16 protein-coding genes are annotated in these 20,260 nt (G+C 68.6%); 6 read left to right on the forward strand and 10 right to left on the reverse strand.

Annotation, left to right across the window (positions count from 1 at the left end):
- The 3 genes from BN976_RS10525 to cysD all read right to left on the reverse strand — a co-directional run.
- A partial coding sequence (locus tag BN976_RS10525) for an inositol monophosphatase family protein (protein ID WP_036370626.1) occupies nt 1-394 on the reverse strand: 394 nt, incomplete at its 3' end.
- Nucleotides 391-2,247: a sulfate adenylyltransferase subunit CysN gene (gene cysN / locus BN976_RS10530; protein WP_011781576.1), complete on the reverse strand. Its 1,857-nt coding sequence runs from the start codon at nt 2,245-2,247 to the stop codon at nt 391-393. The genes cysN and BN976_RS10525, both read right to left, overlap by 4 nt.
- Nucleotides 2,248-2,310: 63 nt before the next feature.
- Complete coding sequence (cysD, locus tag BN976_RS10535) at nt 2,311-3,240, reverse strand: sulfate adenylyltransferase subunit CysD (protein ID WP_011781577.1); 930 nt, start codon at nt 3,238-3,240, stop codon at nt 2,311-2,313.
- A 396-nt stretch (nt 3,241-3,636) separates the two neighbouring features.
- Between cysD and BN976_RS10540 the strand changes: the two genes are divergently transcribed.
- Nucleotides 3,637-4,797 carry an IS30 family transposase gene (locus tag BN976_RS10540; protein WP_457920257.1) on the forward strand — a complete coding sequence of 387 codons (1,161 nt, stop codon included), beginning with the start codon at nt 3,637-3,639 and terminating at the stop codon, nt 4,795-4,797.
- 43 nt (nt 4,798-4,840) lie between these two features.
- On the opposite strand, the gene BN976_RS10545 is transcribed toward BN976_RS10540, so the two are convergent.
- The 6 genes from BN976_RS10545 to BN976_RS10570 all read right to left on the reverse strand — a co-directional run bounded on the left by BN976_RS10545 (nt 4,841) and on the right by BN976_RS10570 (nt 12,897).
- Nucleotides 4,841-5,332 (reverse strand): beta-class carbonic anhydrase, encoded by a 492-nt coding sequence (locus BN976_RS10545; protein ID WP_011781578.1) that lies wholly within the window; start codon nt 5,330-5,332, stop codon nt 4,841-4,843.
- A 129-nt stretch (nt 5,333-5,461) separates the two neighbouring features.
- Nucleotides 5,462-7,348, reverse strand: coding sequence for a glycosyltransferase family 39 protein (locus BN976_RS10550; protein ID WP_011781579.1), 1,887 nt, complete (start codon nt 7,346-7,348; stop codon nt 5,462-5,464).
- Nucleotides 7,345-8,634 (reverse strand): bifunctional glycosyltransferase family 2/GtrA family protein, encoded by a 1,290-nt coding sequence (locus BN976_RS10555; RefSeq protein ID WP_036370629.1) that lies wholly within the window; start codon nt 8,632-8,634, stop codon nt 7,345-7,347. The genes BN976_RS10550 and BN976_RS10555 overlap by 4 nt, the downstream gene beginning before the upstream one ends.
- Nucleotides 8,635-8,670: 36 nt before the next feature.
- The gene (locus BN976_RS10560) at nt 8,671-10,464 is read right to left on the reverse strand and encodes a glycosyltransferase family 39 protein (RefSeq protein ID WP_083767366.1); all 1,794 of its coding nucleotides are present in this window, start codon (nt 10,462-10,464) and stop codon (nt 8,671-8,673) included.
- Nucleotides 10,465-10,574: 110 nt separating this feature from the next.
- Nucleotides 10,575-12,215, reverse strand: coding sequence for a sensor histidine kinase (locus BN976_RS10565; protein ID WP_036370631.1), 1,641 nt, complete (start codon nt 12,213-12,215; stop codon nt 10,575-10,577).
- Complete coding sequence (locus BN976_RS10570) at nt 12,193-12,897, reverse strand: response regulator transcription factor (RefSeq protein ID WP_036371308.1); 705 nt, start codon at nt 12,895-12,897, stop codon at nt 12,193-12,195. Before BN976_RS10570 ends, BN976_RS10565 begins: the two co-directional genes overlap by 23 nt.
- A gap of 178 nt (nt 12,898-13,075) precedes the next feature.
- Here BN976_RS10570 and BN976_RS10575 point away from each other — a divergent pair, with 178 nt between their 5' ends.
- From BN976_RS10575 to BN976_RS10595, 5 genes are all read left to right on the forward strand, one after another.
- A complete protein-coding gene (locus tag BN976_RS10575) occupies nt 13,076-13,294 on the forward strand; it encodes a hypothetical protein (RefSeq protein WP_036370633.1) in 219 nt (72 codons plus the stop codon).
- 172 nt (nt 13,295-13,466) lie between these two features.
- Nucleotides 13,467-14,444: an oligopeptide ABC transporter permease OppB gene (locus BN976_RS10580; protein WP_011781584.1), complete on the forward strand. Its 978-nt coding sequence runs from the start codon at nt 13,467-13,469 to the stop codon at nt 14,442-14,444.
- The gene (locus tag BN976_RS10585; RefSeq protein WP_011781585.1) at nt 14,441-15,340 is read left to right on the forward strand and encodes an oligopeptide ABC transporter permease OppC; all 900 of its coding nucleotides are present in this window, start codon (nt 14,441-14,443) and stop codon (nt 15,338-15,340) included. The genes BN976_RS10580 and BN976_RS10585 overlap by 4 nt, the downstream gene beginning before the upstream one ends.
- Before the next feature lie 28 nt (nt 15,341-15,368).
- The gene (locus BN976_RS10590) at nt 15,369-17,204 is read left to right on the forward strand and encodes an oligopeptide ABC transporter ATP-binding protein OppD (protein WP_011781586.1); all 1,836 of its coding nucleotides are present in this window, start codon (nt 15,369-15,371) and stop codon (nt 17,202-17,204) included.
- 11 nt (nt 17,205-17,215) lie between these two features.
- Nucleotides 17,216-19,003 carry an oligopeptide ABC transporter substrate-binding protein OppA gene (locus BN976_RS10595; RefSeq protein ID WP_370499780.1) on the forward strand — a complete coding sequence of 596 codons (1,788 nt, stop codon included), beginning with the start codon at nt 17,216-17,218 and terminating at the stop codon, nt 19,001-19,003.
- On the opposite strand, the gene BN976_RS10600 is transcribed toward BN976_RS10595, so the two are convergent.
- Nucleotides 18,993-20,243 (reverse strand): alpha/beta fold hydrolase, encoded by a 1,251-nt coding sequence (locus BN976_RS10600; protein ID WP_036370635.1) that lies wholly within the window; start codon nt 20,241-20,243, stop codon nt 18,993-18,995. The two genes, BN976_RS10595 and BN976_RS10600, sit on opposite strands and share 11 nt — an antisense overlap.
- Between the last annotated feature and the right edge of the window lie 17 nt (nt 20,244-20,260).

Here is a 20,260-nt window from a genome sequence, read left to right on the forward strand (position 1 = left end):
GCACGGTCGGGGTGGCCAGCGTGGCGCCCTGCGCGGGCAGTGCGACCGCCCCGGCGACCAGCTCGCCGGAGCTCCCGTTGTGCTCCCAGAGAGCTACGTGCACCGCCCAGTCCGTGCGTCCGAGTTCGGAGAACTCCCTCGTCCCGTCCAGCGGGTCGACGATCCAGACCCGCCGGGCGGACAACCTCACCGGATCGTCCACACCTTCTTCCGAAAGGACGGCGTCGTCCGGCCGTTCGGCGGTGAGCGCCGCCACCAGGAAGTCATGGGATTGCTTGTCACCGGCAGCTTTTCGCTCCTCGGCGGGAGCTCCGGCGAGCTCGCTGCGGACGTCGAGCAGCAGCTCGCCCGCCTCGGTCGCCAGCCGCGCCGCCAGCGCGTGGTCGTCGGTCAACGCTCCCGGCTTTCCAGCAGTTCGATCACGGCGTCGGCGTGTTCCTCCGGGGTCCGGTCCGGCGTCAGCCGCAGGTCCGGGTTCCTGGGCCGCTGATACGGGCTGTCGATGCCGGTGAAATGGGTGATCTCACCGGCGCGAGCCTTCGCGTACAGGCCCTTGGGATCCCGGCGCTCGCAGTCCTCCAGCGGGGTGTCACAGAAGACCTCGAAGAAGTCCAGCCCCTGATCGGTAGCCACCTTGCGGGCCAGTGCACGATGCTCGGCCAGCGGGCTGATCGCGGGAACCAGGACCACCTGGCCGGAATCGGCCAGAATGGACGCGACGTACGCCAGCCTGCGCTGGTTCTCGGCCCTGTCGGCCATCGAGAACCCGAGATCGGAGTTGAGACCGTGCCGCAGGTTGTCACCGTCGAGAACGTAGGCGGGAATGCCCTTTTCGAGGAGCTTTTGCTCGACCAGCATCGCCACCGAGGACTTGCCCGACCCGGACAATCCGGTGAACCACACCGTGCGGCCCTTCGTCAGGCGGTCCTCGGACGTGCACAGCGATTCGTGCCGCACCGTGTTCGGGCTGGCGGTCCGCGCCGACACGAAGGGCAGGATCATGCCCGCCGCAACCGTGCCGTTGGTGTTCGGGTCGATCAGGATGAACGAGCCCGTCGCCGAGTTTCGGCTGTATTCGTCGAGCAGTAGCGGCACCTGGCTGCGCAGCGAGATCCGGCCCAGCTCATTGAGTTTGAGTGCGGTCGCCGACTTGTCGCGGTGCAGGGTGTTGACGTCGAGCCGGTAGTCGAGGCCGGTGACCTTGACCCGCGTTGTGCGGGTGGTGTGTTTGATGACGTAATCGCGGCCCGGTTCCAGCGACTCCGCGTCCGCCATCCAGCAGACCGTGGCGTCGAAGTCCTGCGCGACCCGCGGCTGATTGTTCGGCCGGGCGATCATGTCACCGCGCGAGATGTCGATGTCGTCAGCCAGGCTCACCGACACCGCCATCGGCGGAAACGCCTCCTGCACCGCCCCGCTCGGACCTTCGATCTCCGTGATCCGGGACGTCTTGCCAGTGGGCAGCACGACGATCTCATCGCCGGGTCGCATCACACCGCTGGCCACGGTGCCCGCGTAGCTGCGATGGTCGGCGTGTTCGCGCGTCTGCGGCCGGATGACGTACTGCACGGGGAACCGGACGTCGACGAGGTTGCGGTCGCCGGCGATGTAGACCTCTTCGAGGTGGGCGAGCAGCGACGGCCCCTCGTACCACGGCGTGGCGGCCGACTTGGTGACGACGTTGTCGCCGTTGAGCGCCGACAGCGGGATCGTGGTGACGTCGTGCACGTCCAGGCGCGCGGCGAAGTCGTGAAAGTCGTCGCGGATCTTCTCGAAACGCTCTCTGTCCCAGTCGATCAGGTCCATCTTGTTGACCGCGAGCACGATGTGCCGGATGCCCAGCAGCGACGCCAGGAACGCATGGCGGCGGGATTGCTCCAGCAGCCCGTGGCGGGCGTCGACGAGCACGATGGCCAGCTGCGCAGTCGACGTGCCGGTGACCATGTTGCGGGTGTACTGGATGTGCCCCGGCGTGTCGGCGATGATGAATTTCCGCTTGGCCGTGGCGAAGTAGCGGTAGGCGACGTCGATCGTGATGCCCTGCTCACGCTCGGCGCGCAGGCCGTCGGTGACCAGGGCCAGGTCCGTGTAGTCGTGTCCGCGTTCCTTGGAGGTGCGTTCGACAGCGGCCAGCTGGTCCTCCATGACGGCCTTGGAGTCATAGAGCAGCCGGCCGATCAGCGTGGACTTGCCGTCGTCGACCGAGCCGGCGGTCGCGATGCGCAACAGTGTGGTGGACGCGCTCATATTATTTACCCCGTCGCTTCGCTCGCCCCGTGTCAATCCCCCGTCGCTTCGCTCGCCCCGTCATCAGAAGTACCCCTCGCGCTTGCGGTCTTCCATCCCCGCCTCGGAGATGCGGTCGTCGGCGCGGGTGGCGCCACGCTCGGTGAGCCGCGAGATCGCGGTCTCGGCGATGACCTCCGACACCGTCGCCGCGGTGGACTCCACACAACCGGTGCACGTCACGTCGCCGACGGTGCGGAACCGCACGGACTTCTCGATGATCGGTTCGTCCTTGCGCGGCTGGAGGTGCTTGTGCACCGCGAGCAGCATGCCGTCACGCTCGAACACCTTGCGCTGATGCGCGTAGTAGATGGACGGTAGCTTGATCTTCTCGGCGCCGATGTAGGACCAGATGTCGAACTCGGTCCAGTTCGACAGAGGGAACGCGCGGATGTGCTCACCTTTGCGGTGCCTGCCGTTGTACAGGTTCCACAGCTCCGGACGCTGGTTCTTCGGGTCCCACTGGCCGAACTCGTCGCGGAAGCTGAACACCCGCTCCTTGGCGCGCGCTTTCTCCTCGTCGCGGCGGGCACCACCGAAGGCGGCGTCGAATTTGTTCTCCCGGATCGCACGCAGGAGCGTGAACGTCTGCATCGGATTGCGCGACGGGATGGTCTCGACCACGCGGCCGGCGTCGATGTCGTCCTGCACCTTGGCCACCACCAGCCGCACCCCGGACTCGGCGACGAGTTCGTCGCGCGCGGCCAGCACCTCTTCGAAGTTGTGGCCGGTGTCGACGTGCATGACCGGGAACGGCAGCCGGCCCGGCCGGAACGCCTTGATCGCCAGGTGCAGCATCACGATGGAGTCCTTGCCGCCGGAGAACAGCAGCACCGGGCGCTCGAACTCGGCGGCCACCTCCCTGATGATGTGGATCGCCTCGGCCTCCAGCGCCCGCAGGTGGCTCAGCTCGTAGCGCCCCGCGTTCTGGGTGAGCTCGTCGGTCGCGGTCATTGATTCCCCGTAAAGTTGGTAGATTTGACCATATTTATGGGCATAACCGGGAATTGTGCCGGAAACCCGTGCGGGCTGTCAACGAACAGTCGCCGAAATTGCATTCCAGCAGCGATCGTGCGGTCAGACTCAATCGGTCGCTGCAACACCTGATTGGTTTAGGGGTGTTGTTCGATGGGGTTTCGCAAGCGTGGCAGCAACGACGTTCCGGATGGGGCTCGTGAGGTCTTCCTGGAGGCGTTGGGGTCGGGGTTGTCGCAATCGGCGGCGGCAACGGTGGCTGGGGTTTCTCACACGACGGGCTGTAGTTGGGCCAAGGCTGCCGGAGTGCCCGCGAATCTGAAGCACCGCGGTATCCGGTATCCCTTGGCGATCCGCGACTCGTTCTGGGCGGCGATGCAGGCGGGAGCCTCACCGACGCAGGCAGCGGTGATCGCCGGCGTGTCGGAGAACATGGGTCAGATCTGGGTGAACCAGGCTGGTTATGTGCCCAGAACCCAGGCCCCCGATGCTCTCCCGTCCGATGAGATCGCGCCCCCGCGGCCGCGAACGCCACTGACGTTCACCGAGCGTTGGCGGCTTGAGGAACTCTTGGAAACCGGCCACCTGCCAGCGCAGGCTGCTGCGGCGTTGGGGCGCCACAAGGACACCATCAACCGAGAGATCGAGCGGGGTCAAACCTGCTCGGGGTACCGCGCTCGGGTGGGCCAGGACGTCGCCGAGGCCCGTCGCAAGCGGCCTAAGGACCGCAAATTGCAGGCCAACCCTGTCTTGCTGACCGAGGTGGTGGCACGCTTGGAAAAGCACGACAGTCCCGAGCAGATCGCGGGTCGGTTGCGTCTCGATTTCCCCGATGATCCGGAGATGTGGGTGTCACACGAAACGATCTACCAGGCCCTCTACGTCCAGCCCCGCGGAGAGCTGGCCCGACTGGTCAAAAAAGCTTTACGCACTGGACGTGTGCACCGTAAGGCGCAGGGCCGCAACACTATTGACCGCAACAGGTTCAAAGACGGGATGATCGGTATCGCTGAACGTCCCGCCGAAGCTGACGACCGTGCGATCCCGGGTCACTGGGAAGGCGATCTGATCCTGGGCAGCACCGCCTCAGCCTCGGCGATCGGCACCCTCGTCGAGCGCACCACCGGGTTCGTGGTGCTGCTGCACCTGCCCGAGGACCGCACCGCGGCCACCCTCGCCGAGGCCATGTCGATCAAGGTCCCCGAAATCCCCGAGATCCTGCGCCGCTCGCTGACCTGGGACCAGGGCAGCGAGATGGCTCTACACACCAAGATCACCGAAGCCACCGGGCTGCCGATCTACTTCTGCGACCCACACAGCCCCTGGCAGCGCGGCACCAACGAGAACACCAACGGCCTGCTCCGTCAGTACTTCCCCAAAGGCACCGACCTGTCGTTCTACGGCCCGGGCTGGCTCGACCAAGTCGCCGCCGAACTCAACGCCCGACCCCGCAAACGACTCGGCTGGCGCACACCCGCCGAAGAACTCGACCGACTACTGTCAGACCCGTCCACATTCGTTGCAGCCACCGCTTGAATCCAAGGCGAGTGAGGACCTGCTGGAATGCAATTTCGGCGGATTACGGCGTGACCTCGTTGAGCCTGCCGGTGGCGACGTCGAAGACGAACCCGCGCAGCGACTCGTGCTTGGTGACGAACGGGCTGGCGTCGATACGCCGCAGTGACTGCCGGACGTCCTCGTCCGGATCCTGGAACGCCTCGGCGGCCCACTCGGGTTTGATGCCGATCTCGTCCTGGATCTGCTGCTTGAAGCCGTCATCGGTGAACGTCAGCATTCCGCAGTCGGTGTGGTGGATCAGGATGATCTCCCTGGTGCCGAGCAACCGCTGGCTGATGGCCAGTGAGCGGATCTCGTCATCGGTCACCACGCCGCCGGCGTTGCGGATCACGTGCGCCTCGCCGTCCTTGAGGCCGAGGATCCGGTAGACGTCGAGCCGCGCATCCATGCACGCCACCACGGCCACGTGCCTGCTCGGCGGCAGCGGCAACGGCCCGGAGAAGGTCTTGGCGTACTCCTCGTTGTTCTTCAGGTACTCATCTGTGACCGACATGGCGCGAAGCTAACAGCACGCCCGCCCGAAGTCACGGTTCAGAATCATGCAGATTGTGCACCGCCGAAACTGAGCTTGTGCGCGATCCTCCTGCCATCTGTGACACACAACCTCAGTCTCGACGGCGGATCAGCGCTGCAGGTCGTAGACGGTCGTCCCGCCGACGTCCATCGGGGCGAAGTTCTGCTCCACCCATGCGGTGATGTCGCCCGCCGACCCGGAGTTCCGTCCCGGCCCGCCGTGTCCCCCGGCGATGAAGTAGCGGACCTGACGGTCAGCCACGTAATCCTGGAACTGTTGCAGGGTCGGCGAGTTGTCGCCGCCGGTGAACCCACCGATGGCCATCACCGACGTGCCCGTCTGCAACTCCAGCTCGCCCGCAACCATCGAGCCGACACTGGCCGCCGCCCAACGACTGTCGGTCGCCTGGACAAGGTGCTGCAGTTCGGTGTTGTCCGCCACCGATGCGCCGGGCCCGCCGGGCCCGGGCGGTCCGCCGAGGTCGACGTCGGTTCTGGCCGGCCCCGACATCGCCACCGGACCGTCGTGTGCGTTGCCCGCGGTCTCGATCGCGTACGCCGCGGGCGCTGCGGCGCCGAACAGGATGGCCGCGGCGGCCACCGCCGCGGTGGCGCGGCCCAACCGGTGCGCACCGACCGCGATGACGGCAGCAGCCACAATCGAGCCGATGAGCACGACCCAGCGCAACCACGGCTGCCAGTCCGGGGTGCGGTCGAGCAGGATGAACGCCCACACACCCGTCCCGGCGGACATCACCGCCAGGGTGGTCCGTGGCGCGAAATGACGCCTGCCGCGCCACAATTCGACCACGCAGATGCCGATCAGCGCCGCGATCCCCGGCGCCAGCGCCACCGTGTAGTACGGATGGATGATGCCGTCCATGAAGCTGAAGACGACACCTGTGACGAGCACCCAGCCACCCCACAGCAGCAGGCTCGCCCGCACGGCGCAGGTGCGCGGCGCACGGCGGGTGAACCACAGACCCGCGACGAGGCCGATCAGCGCAGCGGGCAGCAGCCACGAGGCCTCGGCACCCATCGAGGCGCCGAAGAGCCTGCCGAGTCCGGGGTCACCGCCGAAGAACAGGTTGGCTCCCCCGCCCGGACCGCCGGGGCCGCCCGGAGGAGCACCCGCTCCGCCGCCGGGGCCGCCCTCACCGCCCATCACGCGTTGAATCCCGTTGTAGCCCAAGGCGAGCTGCAGCAGGCTGTTGTCGGTGGAGCCGCCGATGTAGGGGCGCGAATCGGCGGGCCACAGACTGACCATGGCCAGGAACGAGCCTGCCGTTGCGACCATGGCGAGCGCGCCGGTCAACAGTGTGCCGATCCGCCGCCACAGCCCGACCGGCGCGGCGACGAGGAAGGCCAGCGCGAGCCCCGGCATGACCAGGAACGCCTGCAGCATCTTCGTCAGGAACGCGAAGCCGAGGACGATACCGACCAGGACCATCCATCGGGTGCCACCGGTCTGGATGGCCCGGACCGTGAGATAGGCGGCCACCACCAACAGCAGCACCAACAGCGCGTCGGGGTTGTTGTAGCGGAACATCAACGCGGCCACCGGCGTGACGGCCAGCGCCGCACCGGCGATCAGGCCTGCGCCGGGCCCGCTGACACGGCGCACCGCCGCGAACAGCACCGCCACCGAGGCGACCCCCATCAGCGCCTGCGGCAGCAGCATCGTGAACGGACTGAAGCCGAACAGCCGACCCGACAATGCCATCACCCACAGCGCGGCGGGCGGCTTGTCGACGGTGATCGCGTTGCCGGCGTCCAGTGAGCCGAACAGCCACGCCTTCCAGTCCTGGGTGCCCGCCTGCGCGGCGGCGGCGTAGTACTGATTGGCCCAGCCCGCGGACCCGAGCCCCCAGAGGTAGAGCACCGCGGTGGCGCCCAGCAGCGCCAGCAGCGCGGGCCACATCCAGCGCGGCCGCTCGGTCGCGACGGGCTCGGCGTCCGCGGTGGTGCGCGGCGCCAGGTCAGCGGTGGCAGTCATTGTGTGGATCCTTCGGTATGGGTGCGGCGGGGATGGAACACCCAGCCGCGCAACAGGACAAAGCGCACCACTGTGGCGAGCAGATTGGCCGTCACGAGAACACCGAGTTCGACCAGGTGGTGCGGGGATGCGGTGGCGGCGTGCAGCAGGCCGAGAGCGCCGCTGGTGATCGCCAAGGCGATACCGAAGACGATCAGGCCCTCGACGTGGTTGCGGGCCAGATGCGGGCGGCCACCGATACCGAACGTGAAACGCCGGTTGGCCGCGGTGTTGCCGATCGCGGTGAGCAGCAACGCGATCAGGTTGGCCAGCTGCGCACCGGCCCAACCCTGCAGCAGCATGAACAGCAGGATGTACGCGAGGGTGGACGCGATTCCGACGGTGCCGAACCGCACCGCCTGGCGCAGCAGCGACCGCGGTGGGGCCGCGGCACGCGAGTTGCCCAGCTGAGCCGCGATCGCGTTGACCGGGATGGCGCCGCTGGCGAAACCACGCAGCAGCCGGCCGATACCCTTCAGGTCCGCGGCGGCGGTGGCCACGATGTCGACCCGGCTGTCGGGGTCGTCGACCCAGTCGACCGGGACCTCGTGGATGCGCAGACCGCTACGCTCGGCCAGCACCAGCAGTTCGGTGTCGAAGAACCATCCGGTGTCCTCGACGTACGGGAGCAGCTGCGCCGCGACGTCGGCGCGGATCGCCTTGAAACCGCACTGGGCATCGGAGAAGCCCGCCGAGAGCGTGGATTTCAGGATCAGGTTGTAGCAGCGGGAGATGATCTCGCGCTTCGGCCCGCGCCGCACCCGGGCGCCGCGAGCCAGCCGGGTGCCGATCGCGAGATCGGAGTGGCCGGAGATCAGCGGCGCCACCAGTGGCGCGAGCGCGGCCAGGTCGGTCGACAGGTCGACGTCCATGTAGACGAGCACCGCGGCGTCCGATTCCGCCCACACCTGGTGCAGAGCACGTCCGCGCCCTTTCTCCTCGAGCCGCACCACGCGCACACCGGACAGCTCGGCAGCGAGCTCCGCGGCGATGCGGGGCGTGTCGTCGACGCTGGCGTTGTCGGCGATGGTGATCCGGGCCGGGAACGGCACGGACTCGCTCAGGTAGCGGTGCAGGCGGTGCACCGAATCGGCGAGCGCGGCCTGCTCGTTGTAGACGGGGACGACGACGTCGAGCACAGGTGCGCCCGTCGCACGCGCCACCAGGGCGGCGTTGGGGCGGGCTCCGAAAGGGCGTTCCGCGCAGCGGAGCCCGGACTGCAGGGCGAGGTCTGTCATGGCATCCATGGTGTTTTCCGGACGTGTGCTCATCGTGGGCCGCAGCTATGCGCCGCCTGTGAGATTTCCGGCCCCCTGGGTGAGGTCGTAGACGACGGTGCCGTCGACGGTCAGCTCCAGGTAGCGCGCCTCGACCCAGTCCCGGATCGCGGCCGATTCCGTGGTTTCGGTTCCGCTCCGGCCCATCATCAGGCGGGGACCGACGACGAAGTAGTGGATGCGTCCGGCCTGGACGTCGGCGACGAACTGCTCGAGTGTCGGCGACGGGTCGGTGCCGTTGAAGCCGCCGACGGCCATCACAGGCGCGCCGGAGGCGAGCTGATATCCCGCCGCGTTGTTCGACCCGACTACCGCTGCGGCCCAGGTGAATTGACCCGCATCGGTGGTCAGCAGCCGGATCAGGTCGGGGTGCGGGTTCGGTGAGCTCAGCAATCCTCCGCCGGGGAAGCCGCCGGGGGGACCGCCGTGTCGCGACGGCCCCACCGAGGGAAGGGCCCCGCTGTGCGGCGAGGCCGCGGTGGCGACGGAGAACGCGGCCGGCCCGGCCAGACACGACGTGACCGCGAGCGCGGCAACCAGGCGGGCCGCGCGGCGGTGCAGTCGGCCCACGACGAGCAGTAATACCGTGGCGCCCACTCCCCCGACGGCGACGGCGGCCCGCAGCCACGGCATCCAATCGCTGTGCCGGGCCAACAGCACGGCCGCGAGGACCGTCGTGACGAGCACCGCACCGGCCATCGCGGTGGCGGACCGCACGTCACGGCGGTTCTGCCACAACAGGTTTGAGCCGATTCCGATCCCGGCTCCGATCGCGGGCGCGAGCGCGACCGTGTAGTAGGGGTGGACGATGCCGTTCATGTAGCTGAACACCAGCGCGGTGACCACCAACCAGCCGGCCCAGAGGATCAGCGACGCGCGGGTGCGATCGGTCCGGGGCCGTCCGCGGGTGAGGACGAATCCGGCGGCGAGACAGATCACCGCGGCGGGCAGCAGCCATGCGATGTCGGCTCCCATGCCGAAGCCGAACAGCCGGCCCCAGCCGACGTCGTGGTTGAGGTTGCCGAGCCCGCCGGGTTCGTTTCCGGTCAGCCTGCCGATACCGTTGTAGCCCAGGGTCAGTTCGGTGATGCTGTTGGTCTGCGAACCTCCGATGTAGGGCCGCGACTCCTTCGGCCACAGCTCGACGAGCAGCAGATACCACCCGGCCGACACCACGGCGGCGCCGGCCGCGGTGAGCGCGTCGAGGATCCGGCGGCCCACCGGGCGGTGCCCGGCGAGGAGATAGGCCGCCGCGAACGCGGGAAGCACCAGCAGCGCCTGCAACATCTTGGTGAGGAAGCCGAACCCGATCGCGACCCCTGCGGCGATCAGCCACCACCTGCTTGCGCCCTTCTCGCAGGCGCGTTGCGTGCAGTACTCCGCGATGACGAGCAACAGCACCAGTAGCGCGTCGGGGTTGTTGAACCGGAACATCAACGCCGCCACCGGCGTCAGGGCGAGTACGGCGCCGGCGAGCAGCCCGGCGCCGGGGCCGCTCGCGCGGCGCACCGCGGCGTAGAGCACCGCCACCGCCGCCACCCCCATCAGGGCCTGCGGAACGAGCACACTCCACGGGTTGAAGCCGAACAGGCGCGCCGAGAGGTCCATCACCCACAACGCGGCGGGCGGCTTGTCCACTGTGATCGCGTTGGCGGCGTCGCTGGAGCCGAACAGCATCGCCGTCCAGTTCTGGGAACCCGCCTGTACCGCCGCGGAGTAGTACGCGTTGGCCCATCCGCTGGCGCCGAGGTTCCACAGGTACAGCACCCCGGTCGCGACCAGCAGCCCGCCGAGGGCCATCACCTGTCGCGAGAAGACGTGAAATCGCGTGCCGTGGCGCTGTTGCGTGCGAGTTTGTGTCTTCTCGGCAGGGGTCAGCAGGGTCACTCACCCGATCATGGGTGCGTCGGCTAGGCGTCCGATTGGCCGGAGCTGTGTCCCGGCTGTGAATCGCCGGGCAGCGTGACGACGAATTCCGTTCGGCCAGGGACGCTGTGCACATCGATGGTGCCGCCATGCGCACGCACGACCGCGGCCACGATGGCCAGGCCGAGCCCGGTACTTCCACCGCCCCGGGAGCGCGACGTGTCTCCGCGCCGGGAGCGCGACGTGTCACCGCGGGCGAACCGCTCGAACACCTCGGGTTGCAGCCCGTCCGGGATCCCGGGGCCGTCGTCGAGCACCGTGAGCACCGCCGATCCGCCGTCTCCTACTCCGAGCGAGGTCGTCACGACGGTGCCCGCGGGAGTGTGGATCCGGGCGTTGGCCAGCAGGTTGGCCAACACCTGGTGCAGCCGCGCCTCGTCTCCCTGAACCGTCACCGGTTCGTCGGGCAGGTCGAGCTCCCAGGCGTGATCGGGTCCGGCGACGTGCGCGTCGCTGACCGCGTCGACGACAAGGCGGGTCAGGTCCACCGTCTCGCGATCCAGCGGGCGGCCGCTGTCCAGGCGGGCCAGCAGCAGCATGTCCTCGACCAGCTGGGTCATCCGCTCGGTCTCGGACTCCACGCGGTTCATGGCGTGGGCCACGTCCTCGGGCAGCTGCGCCTGCTTGCGCTGCGCCAGCTCGGTGTACCCGCGGATGGCGGCCAGCGGGGTGCGTAGTTCGTGGCTGGCGTCGGCGACGAACTGCCGCACCCGCGTCTCGCTGGCGTGCCGCGCCGACAACGCGCCGGCGATCCTGTCGAGCATCCGGTTCAGCGCGGTGCCGAGCTGGCCCACCTCGGTGTGCTCGGCCGCGGGGTCGACCTTGACGATCGGCGTCGGCAGGTTCACCTCGCCGCGGTCGAGCTCGAGGTCGGCCACCTGCCGCGCGGCCGCGGAAACCCTTGCCAGAGGCGCGAGTTGGCGCCGGACGATGACGATGCCGGCCGTACCCGCAGCGACCAGCGCGACCGCCCCGACGGCGCCGAAGATCACTGCCACCCAGAACAGCGTGTCGTCGACGTCGCCGGTCGGCAGCCCGGCGACCACGACCTGTCCGGGGATGTGCGCGGGAAACGCGACCACGCGGTAGCGGCCCAGCCCGTCGAGGTCGACGGTGTGCGGACGCTCGTCCACGGCGACGGCAGCCAGCTGCCCGGCAGCCGTGGCCGACACCTGGGCGCGCGAGCCGTCGGCGGTGATCACGCCGGCTTCCTCGACCTGTCCCGCCGACACCAGCGCACCGACGGTGTAGATGGCCTGACCGGGAGCGTTCAGGAACGCCGGCCCCGGCCCCTGGTCGTCGCGGATCACGATGCGGTGACCCTGCCCCGGCGGTGGCGGCGCCACCATCGCGCCGGGCGGTGGCATCGGCGGCGGACGCATACCGGGCGGTGGTGGCGGGCCGAGCTCGAAGATCACCGACGACCGCCTGCCAGCCTCCACCACCTGCTCGTCGAGCTGATTCATCAGAAAGCGTTGCAGCGCAAACTCGGTCGCGACGGCTATGCCGGCACACGCCGCTGCCAACAGCAGCACCTGGATGACGATCAGGCGGCTGCGCAGTGACCAGCTGCGTGGGGAGCGGAACACCGACCCCCGGCGCTCAGCGCGCGGGTTTGAGGACATATCCGGCGCCGCGCAGCGTGTGGATCATCGGTTCCCGCCCACTGTCGATCTTCTTCCGAAGGTAGGACACGTACAGCTCCACGATGTTGGACCGGCCGCCGAAGTCGTAACTCCACACCCGGTCCAGGATCTGCGTCTTGCTCAGCACCCGCTTGGCGTTGCGCATCATGAACCGAAGCAGCTCGAACTCTGTTGCGGTGAGCGTGATCGGGTCGCCGCCGCGGGTCACCTCGTGGCTGTCCTCGTCGAGCACGAGGTCCCCGACGACGATCTTGGCCCCACTGGTGTCGGTGCTGACCCCGGTGCGCCGCAACAGTGCGCGCAACCGCAGCACGACCTCCTCGATGCTGAACGGTTTGGTCACGTAGTCGTCGCCGCCGGCGGTCAGACCGGCGATACGGTCCTCCACCGAGTCCTTGGCGGTGAGCAGCAGCAGCGGCAGGCCGGGAATCTGCTCCCGCAGCTTGCGCAACACCTCCAGTCCGCTCATGTCGGGCAGCATCACGTCGAGCACGACCACGTCGGGCGGGTTGTCACGGGCGATCGCAATGGCGGTGGCCCCGTCGCCGGCGGTGGAGATCTCCCAGCCCTCGTAGCGCAGCGCCATCGACACCAACTCGGCCAGCACGGGTTCGTCGTCGACGACGAGCACGTGGATCGGGCTGCCGTCGGCGCGGCGCATCTCGACCCGCGCGGGGTCGTCCCCGTGCGCACTCTGCGGGTTGGCCATTGCTCCATTATCGAACCGTGCGCTAGGCGCCGACTGTGCCGTTCCTATGTGCGCGCTGTGAAGTGCACGTGACAGCCGGGGCTGACCGGGCGCACAGCGGATACACATCGACGGGGGCCAGTCTGGTGGCATGAGCACCGAGAATCTGCGCTCCGACGACGCCGTCTGGGGCAGCCCCGACCCTGAGCCCCGCCCCTGGGGTGTTCGGGAGACACTGATGGCCGCCGGCATCGCCGCCGTCATCGCCGCACTGGGCGGCGCCGCGATATACGCGGCGACGGGGCACTCGTCGCCGCAGTTCACCGCCCCTCCCGGGCACCATGCAGAAGGCCCGCCGGCGACGGCGTGATGGTCCGGGGCGCGCAGGACGGGACGACGGCCATGGGCACCGAGGTGCTCGACCCGCTGCGCGCGCCCCACTGATCGACGGCACGTCAGCCACGCCGAAGCCGCATCGCCGGGCTGTAGCACCACATATCTCCTAACCTGGGGCGCATGCAGCCCCGCGGTGGACGTCCCGGATGACCCGCTTCCTCGCGCGGCGACTGCTCAACTACGTCGTGCTGCTGGGGCTGGCGTCGTTTCTGACGTTCACCCTGACCTCGATGACGTTCTCGCCGCTCGACAGCCTGCTCGAACGCAATCCGCGGCCGCCGCAGGCCGTCATCGACGCCAAGGCCGCCGAGCTGAACCTCGACAAGCCGATACCGGTTCGCTACGGCGACTGGGTGGCCGGGGCGGTCCGCGGCGACTTCGGCACCACCGTCGGTGGCCAGCCGGTGACCGACGAGCTGTGGCGGCGCATCGGCGTGAGCCTGCGGCTGGTGATCATCGGCTCGATCGTCGGCACCTTCCTGGGCGTCGTGGCCGGCGCGTGGGGCGCGGTCAGGCAGTATCGGCTCTCGGATCGCGTCATCACGACGTTGGCGCTGCTCACCTTGAGCGCGCCGACCTTCGTGATCGCCAACCTGCTGATCCTGGCGGCGCTGAACGTGAACTCCTTCCTCGGGTTGCAGGTGTTCGAATACACCGGGGAGACGTCCTCGGATGCGGTCGGTGGCGGCTGGAACCAGTTCGTCGACCGGCTGCAGCACCTGGTGCTGCCCACCTTCACGCTGGCGCTGGGGGCGATCGCCGGGTTCAGCCGGTACCAGCGCAACGCGATGCTCGACGTGCTCAGCCAGGACTTCATCCGCACAGCGCGGGCCAAGGGGCTGACCCGGCGGCGGGCGCTGTTCAAGCACGGGCTGCGGACCGCGCTGATCCCGATGGCCACGCTGTTCGCCTACGGCGTGGGTGGGTTGTTCACCGGCGCGGTGTTCGTCGAGAAGATCTTCGGCTGGCACGGGATCGGTGAGTGGTTCGTGCAGGGCATCGGCAGCCAGGACACGAACATCGTCGTCGCGATCACCGTGTTCACCGGGGTGACCGTGCTGCTGGCCGGGTTGTTGTCCGATGTGCTGTACGCGGCGCTGGATCCGCGGGTGCGTGTGTCGTGACCGTCAGCGCACCGCAGGAGTTCGTGTCGCGCCGCACGCTGGTGTGGCGCCGGTTCCTGCGCAACCGGGCGGCGGTGCTGTCGTTGTTCGTGCTGGCCGCGCTGTTCATCGGCTGCTATGCGCTGCCGCCGCTGCTCCCCTACTCGCACACCGATCTGGACTATTACGCGCTGCAGCAGCCGCCGTCGACCACGCACTGGTTCGGCACCAATGCGCTGGGCCAGGATCTGTTGGCGCAGACCTTGCGCGGCATGCAGAAGTCGATGCTGATCGGCGTCTGCGTGGCGTTCCTGTCGACGGCGATCGCGGCGACCGTCGGCGCCGTCGCCGGCTACTTCGGCGCCTGGCGCAGTGCCGCCCTGATGTGGATCGTCGACCTGCTGCTGGTCGTGCCGAGCTTCCTGCTCATCGCGATCGTCACGCCACGCACCCGCGAATCCGGGACCATTCTGTGGCTGATCCTGCTGCTGTCCGCGTTCAGCTGGATGATCAGCGCGCGCATCGTCCGGGGGATGACGATGAGCCTGCGTGAACGTGAATTCGTCACGGCTGCAAGGTATATGGGGGTGAGCAACCGGCGGATCATCGTCCGGCACATCCTCCCGAACGTGGCCTCGATCCTGATCATCGACACCGCTTTGAACGTCGGCCTTGCGGTACTGGCCGAAACCAGCCTGAGTTTCCTCGGTTTCGGGGTGCAGCCACCGGACGTGTCGCTGGGCACGCTGATCGCCGACGGGACCCGGTCGGTGACGACGTTCCCGTGGGTGTTCCTGTTCCCGGCCGGGGTGCTGGTGCTGATCGTGTTCTGCGCCAACCTCGTCGGAGACGGGTTGCGTGACGCACTGGATCCCGGGGTGCGGCCCGCGCGACGTAAGAGAGACAGCCACCGATGAGCGCTCGCGCGAAGAGAGACAGCCAACGATGAGCCTGCTCGAGGTCCGCGGTCTCACCGTCACCTTCCCCACCGACACCGATCCCGTGCCCGCGGTGCGCGGCCTGGACTATCACGTCGAGGCCGGTGAGGTCGTCGCGCTGGTGGGGGAATCCGGCGCTGGCAAGTCGGCCGGGGCGATGGCCGTCGTCGGACTGCTCCCCGAGTACGCCGAGGTGTCGGGTTCGGTGCGGCTGCACGGCAAGGAGCTGCTCGGCCTGACCGACCGGCAGATGTCGCAGGTGCGCGGCGCCAACATCGGCACGGTGTTCCAGGACCCGATGTCGGCACTGACGCCGGTCTACACCGTCGGCGACCAGATCGCCGAGGCCGTCCGGATCCACCGCCGCGACATCGACAAGGGAGCCGCGCGGAAACGCGCCGTCGAACTACTCGAACTGGTCGGCATCGCGCAGCCCGCGCGACGGGCCAGGGCTTTCCCACACGAACTGTCCGGCGGCGAGCGCCAGCGCGTGGTGATCGCGATCGCGATCGCCAACGACCCCGACCTGCTGATCTGCGACGAACCGACCACCGCGCTCGACGTCACCGTGCAGGCACAGATCCTCGACGTGCTGCGCACGGCACGCGACGTCACCGGCGCCGGGGTGCTGATCATCACCCACGACCTCGGTGTGGTCGCCGAGTTCGCCGACCGGGCACTGGTCATGTACGCCGGACGCGCCGTGGAGACCGCGCCGGTCGCGGAGCTGTACCGCGCTCGCCGCATGCCGTACACGGCCGGGCTGCTGGGTTCGGTACCGCGGCTGGACGCGCACCAGGGCAGCCGGTTGGTGCCCATCCCGGGAGCGCCGCCGTCGGTGACCGCGTTACCGCCGGGCTGCCCGTTCGCGCCGCGGTGTCCGCTGGCCATCGACGAATGCGACGCCGCCGAACCGGACCTGCAGCCGGTGGGCCCGGACCATCGGGTGGCCTGCATCCGCAACGAGCTCGTCGCCGGCCGCAGCGCCGCCGACCTCTACGGCGTGTCGATGACGCCGCCGACCGAGGTAGCGCGGCCCGACGACGCCGTCGCGCTTCGCGTCACCGATCTGACCAAGACGTATCCGTTGACCAAAGGTGTGGTTCTGCGGCGCCGGATCGGCGAGGTCCGCGCCGTCGACGGCATCAGCTTCGAGCTGCAGCAGGGCCGCACGCTGGGCATCGTGGGAGAGTCAGGGTCGGGCAAATCCACCACGCTGCACCAGATTCTGGACCTGAGGACTCCGCAGGCAGGCACCGTCGAGGTGCTCGGGCGGAATGTCGCCACACTGGACCGGCGGTCCCGGCGGGCGCTGCGCGCAGATCTGCAGGTGGTATTCCAGGATCCGGTGGCCTCGCTGGATCCGCGCCTGCCTGTTTTCGATGTTCTTGCAGAACCGTTGCAGGCCAACGATTTCGACAGGAACGCCGTCCGTGACCGGGTCGCCGAACTGCTCGCGGTAGTGGGGCTGCGCCGCGAGGACGCCGGCCGGTATCCGGCCGAGTTCTCCGGCGGGCAGAAACAACGCATCGGCATCGCCAGGGCGCTGGCGCTGCGCCCGAAGATCCTCGCCCTCGACGAACCGGTGAGCGCGCTGGACGTGTCGATCCAGGCGGGCATCATCAACCTGCTCCTCGACCTGCAAGATCGGTTCGGGCTGGCCTACCTGTTCGTCTCCCACGACCTGTCGGTGGTCCGGCACCTGGCCCACCGGGTGGCGGTGATGCACAAGGGCGTGATCGTCGAGCAGGGCGACGGCGACCAGGTGTTCGACAGCCCGCAGCACGAGTACACCCGGCAGCTGCTTGCGGCGGTCCCTCGCGCGCAGGCCGATCGCCGTTAGAGTCTGTCGGCATGACCTACTTGAGGCCGCGGGCTGGGCGCGCCATTGCGCCGCGAGCAGGGGGCGCCATTGCGCCGCGAGCAGGGGGCGCCATTGCGCCGCGAGCAGACACAAACTCGCACGCTTCGCCACTGAAAAGTGCGACTTTGCGTCTGCTCGCGGTGGGATCGGTGGTGGCGCTGTTGGTCAGTGGGTGCTCCAGCGGCCAGAACGACGTCCCGTCCACCGGCGGTAGCGCCGAGCTGGGCGCCACCGCCGACATCAACCCGCAGGACCCGGCCACGCTGCAGCAGGGCGGCAACCTACGGCTGGCGCTGACCGGCTTTCCGTCGAACTTCAACAACCTGCACATCGACGGCAACCTCGGCGAGATCGGTCGCATGTACCGGCCCACGCTTCCCCGCGCGTTCTTCATCAAGCCCGACGGAGAGATGACGGTCAACAGCGACTACTTCACCGACGTCGAGCTGACCAGCACCGACCCCCAGGTAGTCACCTACACCATCAACCCGAATGCGGTGTGGACCAACGAACGACCAGTGACCTGGGAGGACATCGCCGCTCAGATCAACGCCACCAGCGGCAAGGACAAGCGGTTCCTGTTCGCGTCCCCGAACGGAAGTGAGCGGGTCGCGTCGGTCACCAGGGGTGTCGACGACCGGCAGGCGGTGGTCACTTTCGCCAAGCACTACGCCGACTGGCGAGGGATGTTCGCCGGGAACGGGATGCTGTACCCGAAAGAGATCACGCAGGATCCCGAGGCGTTCAACAAGGGCTTTCTCACCGGTCCCGGCCCGTCGGCGGGGCCTTTCATGATCACCACGGTCGACCGCGGCGCCCAGCGAATCACCTTGGAGCGCAACCCGAAGTGGTGGGGCACGCCTCCCGTGCTGGACCGCATCACCTACACCGTGCTCGATGACGCCGCGATGCTGCCCGCACTGGAGAACAACGCGCTGGACTCGATCGGCCTGGGGACTCTGGACGATCTCGAACGTGCCCGTCGCGCCCAGGGTGTCACGATCCGCCGTGCCCCGGCCCCGAACTGGTATCACCTGACCCTCAACGGCGCCGAGGGCGCGTTGCTGTCCGATCCGGCGCTGCGGGCGGCGATCACCAAGGGCATCGACCGGCAGGCCATCACTGCGGTGTCGCAGCGCGGACTGACCGATGATCCGGCCGCGCTGAACAACCACATCTACCTGGCGGGCCAGGAGGGCTACCAGGACAACAGCATCGGCTTCGACCCTGAGGCCGCCAAGCGCGAACTCGACGCGCTCGGCTGGACACTCAACGGCCAGTTCCGGGAGAAGGACGGGAAACCGCTGACGCTGCGCGACGTGTTCTACGACGGCGCCAGCACCCGCGCCATCGCCCAGGTCGCGCAGAACCAGCTCGCGCAGATCGGCGTCAACCTGGAGTTGGTGCCCGCCGCGGGCGGTTCGTTGTTCCCCGACTACATCACGCCGGGTAACTTCGACATCGCCCAATTCGCCTGGGGTGGAGACGCTTTCCCACTGGGCGGGTTGACCCAGATCTACGCCTCGAACGGTGAGAGCAACTACGGCAAGATCGGCAGCCCGCAGGTCGACGCCAAGATCGAGGAGACGCTCTCCGAGCTGGATCCCGCCAAGGCACGCACGCTGGCCAACGAACTCGACAAGATGATCTGGGAGATCGGGCACAGCCTGCCGCTGTTCCAGGCGCCCGGCAACGTGGCCGTGCGCAGCAATCTCGCCAACTACGGTCCTGCCGGCATCGGGGACATCAACTACTCGGCGATCGGCTTCATGAAGTAGCGAGTTGGCGCACCACCCGCGGGATCGCGCCCGGCACCGCCGACTCCGCGCGGGCGGCCACCGTGATCGCACGGACCAGCAGCCGCACCGTCAGGTTGGCCGGAAGAGCATCCAGTTCTGTTGACCGCGAAGGTAAGTCGTGCGACTGCCCGGCCTGGACCGCCTCGCAGATCCGCAGCGCTGCATGCTCGCGGGTGTCGAGGATGCTGTGGCCGGCGGTGGGCAGCTCGAGGAGCGCCGCATCGGGAATCAGGTCGGCGATGCGGCGCGCCACCTCCGGTGGGGTCGTCAGGTCCCGGCCCCCCGACACCACCACCGTGGGCCACGCGAACCCGGGCATCTCCGAAGTGAGATCGTAGGGCTCGGCCACGAAATCGACGTCCCCGGTGGCCATCTGGCGCAGCGCCACCGAGGGGTCGAGCGGGCCGCCGTCGGGGACGGCGCCGTAGTTCAGCTCCCGGTAGGCGATGCGCTCGACGAGGTCGGGCTCGTGGCGGTACGCGGTTTTGCGTTCCGTCACCAGCTTGGTGACGGACTCGGCGACCCTCCACAGCCAGTCACGGCGGGCCAGCAGCAGGTCGAGCTGGCGGCCCAATCCCTCGGGGCCGGCGAGTTCGTACAACCCGATGGCCAGCAGCACGTCCTCGGAGCGCAGGACACCGTCGGCGGCCAGCCGCCGCATCCGCGGTGCCAGGTCCGCGCCGTCCCAGAGCACCCGGCGCGTCTGCGCCCGTACCGCATCGATGTCGTCGGCCGAGAGCAGCGGCGAGTCGAGCACCATGGACTGCACCCGTCCCGGGTGCCGCACCCCGACCCCGGCGGCCAGATAGGAGCCGTAGGAGGTGCCATACACCGAGGCGCGCTCGACCTGCGCGTCGTCAAGCACCGCCGCGATGTCGTCGACGGCGGCGTCGACGGTCAGCGCTTCCGGAGGCAGGTCGGCGCCTGAATCATCGTGGCGGGACAAGCCGACACCACGGTGTTCCACCATGATGACGTCCAGCCCGGCCACGGCGGCGCGGCGGCGGAACGCCCGGTACAGCGCGATGGAGGCGGCTCCGGGTCCGCCGGGGATGATGACCAGCGGATGTGCCGACTTGCGGCCGGTCCGCACGTAATACACGTCGAACTTCTCGTCAGCGTCCCCCACGCCGGGGCGGACGGGCCGACGGACCGGACGCACCCCGGGCAGCGCGGCGAGTTTGTCGTGCGCCCGGCGACGTCTGCCGTTCATCGTCATCACTCTCATTGTGCCCC

The organism is Mycolicibacterium austroafricanum (assembly GCF_000612725.1).
Lineage (GTDB): Bacteria > Actinomycetota > Actinomycetes > Mycobacteriales > Mycobacteriaceae > Mycobacterium > Mycobacterium austroafricanum.